Origin of the sequence: Duganella caerulea (genome assembly GCF_040362985.1) — a bacterium.
In the GTDB taxonomy this organism is placed as follows: domain Bacteria; phylum Pseudomonadota; class Gammaproteobacteria; order Burkholderiales; family Burkholderiaceae_D; genus Rugamonas; species Rugamonas vulcania.
The window spans coordinates 370,230-383,168 of record NZ_BPWJ01000003.1 but is presented as its reverse complement, the minus strand read 5'-3'; the positions used below and the strand labels follow the sequence as shown (position 1 = coordinate 383,168).

The 12,939-nt window shown below is 62.4% G+C and carries 8 protein-coding genes; 1 reads left to right on the top strand and 7 read right to left on the bottom strand.

Annotated features, from left to right (window positions below; genetic code table 11):
• Position 1: 1 nt before the first annotated feature.
• Positions 2-910, top strand: a complete 909-nt coding sequence (locus tag ACUJB0_RS10990) for a LysR family transcriptional regulator (RefSeq protein ID WP_444845257.1) — start codon at positions 2-4, stop codon at positions 908-910.
• A gap of 77 nt (positions 911-987) precedes the next feature.
• Here ACUJB0_RS10990 and ACUJB0_RS10985 read toward each other — a convergent pair whose 3' ends face one another.
• The 7 genes from ACUJB0_RS10985 to ACUJB0_RS10955 form a co-directional block, all read right to left on the bottom strand.
• Entirely contained in the window at positions 988-2,310 is a 1,323-nt protein-coding gene (locus ACUJB0_RS10985) for a hypothetical protein (RefSeq protein ID WP_444845256.1), read from the bottom strand.
• Between the two features lie 223 nt (positions 2,311-2,533).
• Positions 2,534-3,715, bottom strand: coding sequence for a T6SS immunity protein Tli4 family protein (locus tag ACUJB0_RS10980; RefSeq protein ID WP_444845255.1), 1,182 nt, complete (start codon positions 3,713-3,715; stop codon positions 2,534-2,536).
• A 142-nt stretch (positions 3,716-3,857) separates the two neighbouring features.
• Positions 3,858-7,211, bottom strand: a complete 3,354-nt coding sequence (locus ACUJB0_RS10975; RefSeq protein ID WP_444845254.1) for a phospholipase D-like domain-containing protein — start codon at positions 7,209-7,211, stop codon at positions 3,858-3,860.
• A 6-nt stretch (positions 7,212-7,217) separates the two neighbouring features.
• Positions 7,218-10,466: a type VI secretion system Vgr family protein gene (locus tag ACUJB0_RS10970; protein ID WP_444845253.1), complete on the bottom strand. Its 3,249-nt coding sequence runs from the start codon at positions 10,464-10,466 to the stop codon at positions 7,218-7,220.
• A 92-nt stretch (positions 10,467-10,558) separates the two neighbouring features.
• On the bottom strand, positions 10,559-11,209 hold the full coding sequence (pcp, locus tag ACUJB0_RS10965) for a pyroglutamyl-peptidase I (protein WP_444845252.1): 651 nt from the start codon (positions 11,207-11,209) through the stop codon (positions 10,559-10,561).
• A gap of 61 nt (positions 11,210-11,270) precedes the next feature.
• The gene (locus ACUJB0_RS10960) at positions 11,271-12,227 is read right to left on the bottom strand and encodes a DUF979 domain-containing protein (RefSeq protein ID WP_444845251.1); all 957 of its coding nucleotides are present in this window, start codon (positions 12,225-12,227) and stop codon (positions 11,271-11,273) included.
• Positions 12,224-12,931 (bottom strand): DUF969 domain-containing protein, encoded by a 708-nt coding sequence (locus tag ACUJB0_RS10955; protein WP_444845250.1) that lies wholly within the window; start codon positions 12,929-12,931, stop codon positions 12,224-12,226. The genes ACUJB0_RS10960 and ACUJB0_RS10955 overlap by 4 nt, the downstream gene beginning before the upstream one ends.
• Positions 12,932-12,939 lie beyond the last annotated feature (8 nt).

Genomic DNA, 12,939 nt, shown 5'->3' with positions numbered 1-12,939 from the left:
CATGTCCATCGATCTGAAACAACTGAGGTACTTCCTCGCCGTCGCAGAAGAAAAGAGTTTCAGCCGCGCCGCCGAGCGGCTGCATATTTCGCAGCCGCCTTTGAGCCAGCAGATCATGAAGCTGGAGAATGAACTGGGCGTGAAGCTGTTCGCGCGCACCACCCGCACCTTCGAGCTGACGGTGGCGGGCAAGGCGCTGATGAGCGAAGCATCCGACCTGCTGGGCAAGATGCGCATGACGATCGACACCATCCGCCAGATCGACCGTGGCGAAGTGGGACGGCTGCGGGTGGGCATCGTCGGCTCGGCGATGTGGGGACCGATACCGAGTTTGCTGGAAGAGTTCCAGACCAAGTTCCCGCGCGTGAGCTGGACCCTGCACGAACTGGGCCCCACGCTGCAATACGACGCGCTGCGCGCCAAGCAGATCGACGTCGGCTTCTGGCGCGAGCCGAAGCTGGACGAGGACGACCTGAGGAACGACAACCTGCGCCAGGAGCTGTGCTTCCGCGAGGACGTGTGCGTGGCCATCAACGAGCATCACCCGCTGGCCAAGCAGGAAGCGATCGAACTGACCGACATCGCCGAGGAGCCGATGCTGACGCTGGCGCTGGACAAGTCATCCTTCCCACGCTACCTGATCCAATGCTGCGTAAAGGCCGGCTTCCAGCCGACGATATTCCAGGAAGCGTCCGAGCCGCAGACGCTGCTGGCCATGGTGGGCGCGGGCCTGGGTGTGGCGCTGCTGCCCGAGACCACCAGCCGCATCGGCTGGCCGGGCGTGGTGTTCCTGCCGATCCGCACCAATCCGCCATCGGCGAATTTGTACATCACCTACACCACGCTGGACGACGCGCCGGTGGTGCGGGCCTTCCTCAACATTCTCAATCCGCCGGCACGTGGCGAGTGATTTTCAAAGCGAATAAGCTCATCGCGCAAGGGATAACTCCTCCATACGCAGTGAGCATTTTTTAAAAGTTCAGCCGATCAATCCGCGTCTCGTGGATTGTCGGGGAAAACGGCATTCGCATGCGCGCTGGTGTTAAAAGCTTTTTCAAATTCCGCTTCGGTCTTCCAGCGCTCCTTGCCATCGGGAGTGCCGTACACAAGATCCGCCATATCCAGGGGCACGCGCTTGGCGGGATTCAGCCGCCGCTCCCTGTTCCAGCTGATGGCGACAAGCTTTGGATTTCCCTTCGCATCGATGTCGTAGACGCGATGAAATATCTCGTGGAACAAGGGGAACTGCCTGGCGACGAGCTTCTTATCGTCCACCGCAGGATTCGGTCCCGGGTGAGGTTGGCGCCAGTCTTTCATCGTAATGACTCTGACCACTTTTCCCTTGGCGTCGAGCTGCTCGTGTCTCATCACGAATGAATCAATCATGTAGTAGCGGTCACGCGCGATGTGTTGATTAGGCGGGAACAACTCGTACATTTTGACCGCGCCATTGACCATTGTTTGACGGCGGCGCTCGTATTTGTAAAGTAAGTCGAGATTGTCTAGCACGGCGGCTGGAACAGGGGGCTTGGTAAATGTATACGTGGATCCATTCCAGTGGCCCAGTTCATTAACCACCATATTCGCGCTGTTATTGTCTTTTGCGCCAACATCCGATCCGTAGATAAGCGTCAACCCATTCACCGAATCGACCTCGGCAACGCCAGACAACCCGTCCGGACCTGCACTAGATTGAAATCGAATTTTCTCGCTCCATGAGCCGTTCTGGCCGACCCCGTGCGATTGGTCTAGTAAAACGACGGATTTCCCTTGATAGTCAGCATATCGATAGCGTTTCCACGCATCCCGTGGATCGGGTTCACCACTGGGACATTTCTTTGTTGTAGTGGGCCAAACCCCAAGAAGGACGCGGTCCTTGTCATCATATACGTAACACGTCTTGATAATTAATGGCCGTTCTGGTTCGGCAAAGTTCCCTATGGCTGTTTGCTGAATGCGTCCTTTTTTATCGTAAAAAACCAAAGTGGCGTCATACGCCATGACACCAGGCGGCAATTTCGCCAATATTGGATTCTTTGCGACATAACGTGGAGTAACTTTACGCAATCTCTGCCGAGTGGCATCGTCATCCGAATCAGCAGGCCACCAGTGCTCTAAGCGGCAGAGCCGCCATTCCCCCAGACCATCCGCTTCATAATAGGAAATAACAGTGTTGCGGGCCGGCGACATAGTTCCCTTGCCGGACTGTTCAATCATGTCTCTCGGCAATGGCGCGAGGCGCGCCTTGCGCTCTGATCCATCTGAAAGACCATCGAGTACGTATTGATCAGGTGGTTCGTAACCGATCATGACTTTTACGTCGCCACTCGGCGTTTCGAGCCAGTTGCCGAGGGTATTACATCCGGCCCACGCTGGAGCGGATAACACCAACAAGCCAAGACATGTAAGACCTTTAAATTTCAATATATTTATCATGCGTCTTGGTTTTCTTGATGTGAAGATGGGCTATCCATATCGCCAACAGCGGGCTTGGATGGATCATCATTCCAATTCTTTTGTATTTTTGAGCAAATCAGCGCGCGACCTTCGCAGGTGTCTCGCCCTGCCCGGCGATCCCGCCTGGCCGCGGACGAATCGAATGCAGCACCTGTTCAAAAATCTCCTGCCCGACTTCAAAGGGCGGCGGGACGTGGCCACTCAATGCCGGACGGGTCGGAACGTTGTTCCCCTTGGGCTCGGCCGGCAGCTTCAACTTGTAGTCGTCGGACTTGGCCGCCGTCATGAACAATGTGAGCAGCGGTCGCTCCACGTTGTCCGGCTCGCCGAAGGTTTTGGCCTCCATGTCGTATGCCTGTTCGCGCGGCCAGCACTCGTTTTCGAAACAATAATCACCGTACTCCTGGCCGTAACTGCGGCCAGGCGTACCCAGGATTTGTTCCGCTTTGGGACCATGCTTGCGTTTGACGGCGACCTTGTCCAGTTGGTTGGTGTCCGCGTCCATGTTGGGAAACTTCTGAATGTTTCGCGCTCCGTTCTCGCCAGCGGGTTCCGTTTCCAAAAACAGCAACAGATTGGGGTATTGCTTGATTTGAATCGGCACCCGCATGCGGACATTCACCTCGGGCCGCAGCGGCTCGTCGATGAATCCATAGTTCGTGCAGAATCCCGGTGTCGTGGGAATATCGGTCGGCGCCCGCGAATGATAAGTTGCGCGCACGCGCCGGTACTCCTCGGCGGCGCCTTGCGCACTGTCGATCTTTGACGTTACACGGCCATCGCTGAAGGTTCGCACCCGCTGGTCCTGTGGGTCGTAAAACCCTAATACATAGTTCGATCCCAAGCGGACGGCAAATCCATTGGCATCATCGAGCTTCGCTTCGCCGGTGACCTTGGCGTTAAAAAGGACTTCTTGTACTCTATCTTTTCGCACTTTTAACAGGTCAACATCCCCGGCAGCGTCCTCAGGGGAACTCTTAGCCATCCGATCAACCAAATACTTCACATCGTTTTGACGCGCCTTGAGTATATCTTCAAACATCTCGGGAGAGCCGATCCTTGTTTTGACAGCTCTGTGCACCCTATCCAGGCCCGCTTTTTCCGTCGGCACCGTCTCAGCGATTTTTACCTCACCAAAGTGCAAATTCCCCCTCGCCTCGCCGCTGTAGATACCATCAAAGCCATATACGGCCTTATATTCGACCTCTGTCGCGCCCAACTCCGCCGACGGCGGCAAATCGATCAGGAAGCGGCCCACGCAGACGGTTTTCCAACCAGTCGGGCGGGTGTAAGCAGGGCCCGTTGATTCTTGACTGTGACCGGCCTTCGAGCAGCTGAGTAAACCCACGCAGACCAGCAGGCAGCAAACGACTCCGCCTGGGAGACGCTTCGTGAAAAAATCATGCATTGTTGTTCTCGCTCGTTGGGTGATCGGTTTGGGACAGCACCATGACGTTCATTTCGCCGGGGTGGTTGTTTTCACCGATCGTCCAATACACGGGGAACGCTGTGAAATAGCCCCGCAAACCTTGTGGCTTCATAAATTGCACTTCCTGCGTCGTCCAGAAATTTTCGTCGAAGGGCATTTTCGCGGCAAGCTTGGCGGCGGTCTCGGCGGGACTCCCTAATGGACACACCGGCCAAAGAGAAGCGCCGTACTGCTGCGTTTCCTGATCTGGAGCTGTTCGCGGGATACTCCAAGGCGTGAACGGAAACACCGCCTGGTATTTCTCAGCGTTAGAGCTGCAAATACTTTGTATCGTCTGAATGGTGACATCCGCAGCTGGTTTTTCAATCAGCGCCTCCATTTCCGTGGCCGGTTTAATGATGTCGTTTCCCTTACCCGTCAACGCGAAGTGTTTCCTCCACAGATCTACCCGCAGCCGCCGTGCCAAAGGGTTAACCGAGGTGACCTGCTCGCGTAGCGTTTTCTTTTCTTGCGCAGAGTCGAGCAGCATCACCGCTATTTCGGAATCCCGCTTGCCGCTTAGGCTTCGATCATTAATGTTGGCGCTGCCCATGAGGATATGACGGTCGTCCACGATCAGCAATTTACTATGCACATAAATTTGCTCGGTGCGAACCTTGCCGCCGACCGTCTCGCAATTGCGTAAATTCAGCAACGTCAGATACTTGGCCCACTTATCGTCCGTCACCGATTCAAAGGCGAATTTCGTATCAACCTTCTCGCCCGCTTCCTCAAGCGCCTTATTCCATGCGGCGTCATTCAGCGGCTGCTTGCACAAGCTCTTGGCGAGGATGGCGCGCCGCACCCGGTTCACCAGGCTGTTTTCCGCGAACACCAAACTTTGCATGGTCCAATGGACTTGGCCCACGATGGTGATGTCCGACAGCGGTCCCTCGGGATGCACAGGCAGCACCAGATAGACGTGAAACGGTTGTCCGCGTCGCACCGCCTGGGTGATGCGGTCGCCCAAGGCCTTGCCGATCTGATTGGCGGGGTAAAGTTTCTTACCCACCGCCCCGCGCGCGCTACTTAGCCTGGCGGTCAGATCGTTGCCCATTTTACTCATCAGGAATTTGACGGGACCTGAAGTGAGGTCGCGACCTTCACGAGAAAACACATCTATCGAAGGCTCCCCAAAGTCGGTCTGGTAGAACTGATTCTCAATGTAGACGAAGTCGGTAGCGTTGTTAATCAAACTAATCATGGCGGTTTGGATCTCATGCTGCGCCCCGGGCGGAACCGCCTTGCTGCCCTGCGCCTGCAATTCCTGCAAACACATTTTTCGCGGCGCACTACGCAACACCCGCACCGCCACTCCGGTAGGCGCAACACCAGTGGGCGGGGACGGCCGTGCCGCCGGCAGCAGGTCGGCTCCGATCAGCGACAGCTTGAGCAGTTGCTGCATCAGCTTCTTCACGAGGACCTCACCCAACGTGGGGTCGTCGTCGTCCCGGCCCGGGAACCGCGCGGCGAACAACTTGCTCAACGCAGGGTCCGTCATGTAGCTGGTGCTGCTGGCGTTCCAGCGGTGGATGAAATTACGCGCCAGATCATCCACGGACGGCCCCTCGATCTGGCAATGCACGTCCTGCCATGGCTGGCGCGGCTGGGTTTCGCTCAGCACCTTCGCAGACGCCGCCTTGGTGCGCGTATTCATCAACAAGGGATGGGCGCACGCGTGCAGCCACGAAGTCGCCAACTGCTGGGCATAAACCAGCTTGAGCAAATGTTTGAGCTGGGTGACCACCGCCTCCACGTTTTCCTGGCTCAGCTTGTCGATGGCCTCGCCGCTTCCGCGCTTGGCGATCTCCATCAACGCGAGCACGCGCGTGTTGAGCGCGGCGCGCACGACATTGATCTGCTCGACCACCGCGCGCTGGAATATATTCACCTGCTCCGCCACCTCCGCCGCACCCGCCGCCGCGCCGGCCGCGACCGCGTGGCCGGCCTGGCGCAACGCATCCTTGGTCTGGGCCACAGCGCGTTCCGTGCCGGGACCGATCTCCACGCACACCAGACGCGCCGTCTCGACCCCATGGCCGACCTCGCCCGCCAACGCCGCCGCCTCGTCGATGACCGCGTTGGCGCGGGCGCGCGCGCTGCGTTCGGTCCGTTCGATGGCTCCGGGCAGACTGGACTTTGGAGCCGGGTCGACCCGCAGGCGCTTGAGCGGAGCGAAAAAATGCGTCACCTGCGCGGCGCGTTCAACGCCGGCGTTCCAGCCGGCGCGCGTGCCGCGTTCGGCGTCGCGCAACAGGTCGGGCGCGGCGGACGTGGGCGCGCTGCCCACCCTGAGGGACTGCACCCCGTTATACAGATCTGGCACTTCCAGGGCCGCGCATTGGCGGCTGACCGCGTTGGCGGCGGCGATCGCCACGTCGGCACCCGCGTTGGCGATGGATTTGGCGTCGGCCGCCATCGCCTTCATTTGCGCCACCTCCGTATCGAGCATCAACCGCGCTGCCTTATTGACCAAGGCCACGGCTTCGACCGCGAGGACGTCCGCCTTGTGCTGCGCGCGGGCGAGAAAATCGCTCATCGCCCCGGGAGCGGTGTTGCCGCCCTTGTCCCACAGGCCATAAGTCAGCGTAGTGCTCAGCAGGTCCATGTCCGACAGGCAAGGACCATCCGTCGAATCGATCTTCCTCACCGGCGGCAAACCCGGGTTGTAGCGCTCGCGAAACCGCCGCGCGCCCGCATTCAGCGAAAAGTTCGCGTCGTCGTATCGGCCGTAGGCCACATCCATGCCGCCCACGTAGGCGTAGCGATTGTCGACCACAATCATTTTCTGGTGATGGCTGAAAGCCGCGCCCTCGCTCCCCGTATAGTCGCTTTGCGCACCCGCCGGGCAGCACATGGCTTGCATCGTCTTGCGGCCGGCATTCAATTGGAACACGGCAAGCATGGTACCCAGATCGCCAGTGTTGACCCCGACCTGGGGCGACAGCCACGGCATCACATACACGCGGAAGTGCTCGGAGCTGCACACACGCTCATGCAAAATATCGATCAGACGCCGCCCCGGCGTCAGCTCGACATTCCAGCTCACTTGCCAGCCAGCGATGAAGATACTTTTCGTGGCGCTGCTCAGGACCTTTTCCAGCGCCTTGAAGTATTCCGCCCCGGTCGTAAAACACTCAACGCGATTCCCCTGCCGTAAAGGCGCGAACGGGCTCGACTCCGAGAGATCCAGGCGATGCGTCTCGGCATGGCTTGCGGCCTGGCCCCGGACTATCGTTTTGCCGCCGTCGCCGAGTAGGGCGACCGGGGTGAGTAAATTAGACATGCTGACTCACTGTATTTTTTTGAAAAAATTGAACATGCTGGCTTCACCGATCGCTTCCCCGGCCCTCGTCCGGTCGCTTTGACTTTGCGACGTGGCCACGTGGGTGCCCGGTTCCGGCGTGAAGTCCATCGCGGCCAACGCGTGCAGTACCCGACGGCTGCCCGACCAATCGGCGCGTTCGCCGTAAATATCCAGAGGCCTTTCCACGCCGGGCGCCAACAACAGCAGATCGTTCGGCCAACGCGCCACGGCAACGGAAAGGCGCAGCTGCTGGGCTGCCGTCATGATCATCTTGCCCTGATCGTCGGAACGGCCGGACACAATCACGCGGTCGCGCACCGCCCCGCCGGCGCGCACTATCTGCCAGTCGTATTGGGCCAGCGGCGTCGCGGCCGGGCCGGGCAGCGCGGTGAGCATCAGGTCAAACTCCTTGCGCGTGGGCTTGGATTCCGCCTTGGGCAACTTCGGCAAGGGATAGTTCAGGCTTGCCGGCCCCGCGAAATTCTTGGTGCCCGCATGGATCGTGATTTTCCCGGGACACTGCACCGTGATGTTGCCGTCCTCGATGGTGATGTTCGCCCCGCCCGCCGTCGACAGGCTGATGCGCTTGGAGGCGGCCCAATCGATGCCGGCGTTGGCGCTGATCAGGCTGACGTCATCGCGCGCCTGCACCTTCAGCTCATCGGCCTGCGCCTGCAGATCGATCGCGTCCGCGGCCGCGACCAGCTGCATGCCAAGGCCGTTTGCGCCGGCGCCCACCGCGCCACCCAATACGCCGATCGCCTGCCCGCTGTGCAGGCGCATCTGGCCGCCGCTGACGAACTGGCTGTCGCCGCCACTCATCAGCGAGACCGTTTCGCCGTTGGCCAGCTGCATCGCCTGTCCGGCCGCCACGCCGATCCCGGATTTACCGCTGATGGCGATGAGCGGCGAACTGGCGTGCGGAATTTTCCCGCCCGCCGGCGCGGTGTTCCGATCGGCGGCGTCGGTCATGGCTGCCGCCAAGCTGGCCTCGCCGACCATGCCGGAGGCCGCCGTCAACAGCGCCTGCAGCGGCGCAGCGTCATCGTCGAGCGTGCTGGCATTGGCCTTGGCCGCGCCGACATGCCCGGCCAGCGCCACCGTCCCATGTGTCGCGGCCGCCGCGCTGAAGGTCGCGCCGAGCTGGACCGCCTGCTTCAGCAACGCGATGCCGGCCGCGTTATCGCCCATCGGCTCGCGTTCGCTGGCGCCGTGCCGGATCGCATACGTCGTCACCAGCAGCCCGCCGCCCGCGCGCAGCGCGCCGTACGCGTCGGTGCGCAGCTCGGCGCCCTGGCCGCGCAGGCTGCCGCGATAATTGTCGGCGCCGTGGATCAAGTGCCCCAGATTCAATTCGGTGGCCGCGTGCGTCGAACGCAGCTGCACGCGGCCTTGTGCGTCGGTATCGTCGAACAGCAGCTGGTTGTAGCCTGTGCCGCCGAACTCCTTGCTGCGCACGCCCCACTGCGCCGCCGTGTTGCCGTGGCCGGCCACGTCGGCGGAAGCACCGTGCCACAAGGGACTGTTGCCCCCGCTCAGATTGCCCTGCGCCGAGGGCGCATGGTCGGCGGACCGCGCGAACGGCGAGGCGGCGTTGGCGGCGTCGGACCGGCCTCCCGGCGTCGGCGCGACGCCGCCTTCGCCGCGGCCGTTGTACAGCGCGCCGACGATGATCGGACGGTCGATGTCGTTCTCGATAAACTGCACCAGCACTTCCTGGCCGATGCGCGGCAGGAACTGGCTGCCCATGCCGCCGCCGGCCGAGCGCTGCGCCACCCGCACCCAGCAGCTGGCGTCACCGCCATCCTGCCAATGGAAACGCAGGCGCACCCGTCCCAGCGCATCACAATAGAGCTCGTCGGCGCCGGCCGCGCTGTCGGCGCCGTCGGGGCCGATGACGATCGCGCTTTGCGTGCCCCGCGCCGTCGGCCGTGGGTGGCCACGGCCTTCGCTGTCGGGCAATTGGGGACGCCAGATCACGTCGGCGGCCACCGCCTCGAAGCGATTGGCGTAGCCGCTGCCGGCGGCCTGGGCGATGGTCAGCGCGAAGTCCTCCGGCTCGCCCTCCGGCAGCGATTGTTCCAGCAGTTCGGGTATCGGACCGAACAGCTCCGCCAGGCCGAGCCGCGCGGGCACGGGCAGGTTGTTGACGCCGACGCTGACGACCCGCAGCACGGTGTACGCGGCCGGCGCGCCGGGACGCGGCAAGTCCGCGATGGTCAGGCGGGTGCCGGCGCGCAGGCTGCGCACGGTCGAACGGCCGGCGCATGCCTGGGCGCGCGCCTCCAAGCCCTGCATCTGCAGGTCCGCGTAATGCCGGGCTTGCTCCAGGCCCGCATGGGCATAGGCGCCGGGGGTGTCATAACTTTCCAGTGGCGGCAGGCCTTTGGCGGGAGGCAGACTGGAGACGGAACTGGCGGCGATGCTCTTCGCGGTCTTGTAGTCGCTGCTGAGGCGGGTCGTCATGGACGCGGTCAGCGTCCGCCGCAATTGCAGGGACTGCACCGTATCCTGGGCTTCGCCCGCCCGCGCGGCCTGGTAGCGGACGCCGTCGCCGGCCGCGCTGCTGACGTCCTCAGGCACCGCGCTCAGCTGGCTGCTGTCGGCGAACAGCACCACGCACACGCCATCTTCCTGCTGCTCGAAGCGCCAGCCCAGGCCCTCCTCCGCCAGCAAGCGCCGCACAAAGGCCAAGTCGGATTCGCGATACTGGCTGCAATAGCTGCGTTGTCCAGCGACGGCCATGAAGGACGCCACCTCATCGCTCCAGCGCCAGCGTGCCAGTGGCAGATAACCGGCGAAGACCGCATCGACGATCTCGACCACGGATTTGTCTTGCCAGACGCGGCCGTTCCAGCATTGGCCCAGGCGCCATAACCACGGACGCAGCCGCAGGCGGTAGCGGGCGAAGCCGCCTGCGCTGCCCACCATGGCGACTTCGGCGATGTCGCCGCTGAAACTGTCGCGGCTGCCGTCGGCCAGCGTGACGCCGAGCGTGGCGCAACGCCCCCGCAAACTGGACGGATCGATAAACGCGTTGGTGGACAGGGCGATGACGTCGCGCAGACCGATCTCCTGCACCGCATCGTCGGCATAAAACGCCTCCACCAGCAGTTCGTCCCCGACCGGCGCGGACGCGTCATCGACAATGCGGAGCTGATACAGGCGGGTCTCGCTGGCAAAGCGCGCCAACGCCGTGGAGATTTGTTCCGGCAGCGGCATAATTTTCGGCATCAATGAAGTTGCCTGGAATTATATATTTCCTAATAGTTAGCGCGCGCACTGTTGAGCTATCCCGCGGGAGGACGCGGCTTCAACGCCGCTTCCTAGTGCGTGACCCCGCCCGCCTCGCGCGTGTCCACGTCGTGGGCAAGCGTGGTGCGGATGGCGATGCGCAGGCCTTCGACCATGTCCTCCAGCTTCATGCTGGCAGCACCCGGATGCGCCGCCGCCTGCTGCGGCAGATACGGAATGTGGATAAAGCCGGCGCGCATCGTCGTGCCCCATTCGTGCGCCTGGTGCATCAGGCTATAGAACACGTGGTTGCACACATACGTGCCCGCCGACTGCGACACCGACGACGGCAGCCCCGCCTCGCGCAGCGCGTGCACGATCGCCTTGATCGGCAGCGTGGAGAAGTAGGCCGCCGGGCCGTTGGTGACGATGGGCTGGTCGACCAGCTGGCGTTTCTGGTTGTCGGCGATGGGCGCGTCGTCGATGTTGATGGCGATGCGCTCCACCGACAGATCGACCCGGCCGCCGGCCTGCCCGACCGCGATCACGATGCTGGGCTGAAGCTCCTCCACCGCCTGGTGCAGCACCTTGCTGGCCTGCCCGAACACGCAGGGCAGCTGGCGCGCGTGGACCACGAAATCGCCTTCATGCCATTCCGCGAGAGCGCGTACCGCTTCCCACGAGGGATTGATGGTCTCCTTGTTAAACGGCTCGAACCCGGTCAACAATATTATCTTTTTCATCTACATGTGCTCCGATTGCTGCGCTTGTTTGTGCGCTACTCTACTCCAACTCACATGCAGGTCACATGTTCATTAGAAAATAAAGAAGTGCAATATTAGCAAGCAATAGCGGCAACGCGGTGCCCAGTTGGATCTTCACGACGGCGTTCTTGTCGGGCAGTTCCAGCAGCGCGGCGGGTACGATGTTGAAGTTGGCCGCCATCGGCGTCATCAAGGTGCCGCAGTAGGCGCTGAACATGCCGATCGCCGCCATCACCGCCGGATTGGCGTGGTACACGCCGACCAGCACCGGGATGCCGACGCCGCCCGCGATCACCGGGAACGCCGCGAAGCCGTTCCCCATGATGACGGTGAACAGCGCCATGCCGATGCAGTACACCGCCACCGCCACCAGCCGCACGTCGAGGTTGATGTAGGACGTGACCACGTGCGCCACCGCCTTGCCCATGCCGGCCTCGGTGAACAGCAGGCCAAGCACCGCCAGCATATGCGGCAGCACCACCGCCCAGCCCAGATGGTCGATCAGGCGGCGCGACTCGCGCATCGCCTGCATCGGCGTGGCGCGGGTCAGCCAGCAGGCCGTGACCACCGCGAACAAGGAGCCGCAACCCAGGCTGGCCAAGGTGGCGTTCTTCGGATCGAGCAGCAGCAGGCCGCCCAGGTGCACGTCCTTGAGCAGGGTCGAGCCGATCACCGTGGTGGCGGGAATGATCAGCGCCGGGATCAGCAGGCGATGGCCGAGGCGCTGCGCGCTGCTCTTGCGTTCCTCCTGCGTGCGCTCGCCGTAGCGGCCCAGCGCCACGCCGCCGAAGCCGGCGATCAGCGCCATCACCACCATCAGCACGCCCGCCGCCACCGGCGGCAAAAAGTCGCCGGCCAGGTAGACCACCGCGTACAAGGCCCAGAACAAGGCGCTGGACCAGCGCTTGGGATTATGCTTGTCCGTCAGCGACATCCAGGCGACCAGCAGCAGCATGGCGCCCAGCACATAGTAGAAGTATTCGAGCTTGAGTATCATGCCGGCTCCTTCACCGCCAGCATGGCGCGGGCGATCTGCGCGTCCAGCCGGTGCAGGCGCCAGGAGTGGATGATGAAGGCCGTCACCGCGGTCGGTATGCCCCACAGCGCCATGTGCAGCGGATCGACTTCCAGCCCTTCGCCACGCAGGATGGTCTGCATCAGCAGGATGGCGCCGAAAGCCACGAACACGTCCTCGCCGAAGAACAGGCCGACGTTGTCGGTGGCGGCGGACATGGCGCGGATGCGGTGCCGCAGCTCCTCGGTCAGCGCCGGGTAGCGCACTTCGGCGGCGCCCTCCGCCATCGGCGCGATCAGCGGGCGCACCATGTTCGGGTGGCCGCCGATGCTGGTCAGGCCGAAGGCGGCGCTGATCTCGCGGATCGCCAGGTAGACGATCAGCATGCGGCCGGTGGTGGCGGACTTGATGCGGGCGATCGACGCCTGCGCGTGCTCCTTCAATCCGAAGCGCTCCAGCAGGCCGATGGCGGCCAATGGCAGCAGCAGGATCAGCGGCAGGTTGCGGGTCTTGATGAAGGCCGTGCCCAGCGTGGCGAGCAAATGCTCGACCGGCATGGCGGCGGCAAAGCCGGTGACGGCGCAGGCCACGATCACCACCAGTACAGGATGGGCGCGCAGCGCGAAGCCCAGTATGATGACGGCCACGCCGAGCAGCGGCCACAGATTAACGACGGTAGGATTCACGTATCAGG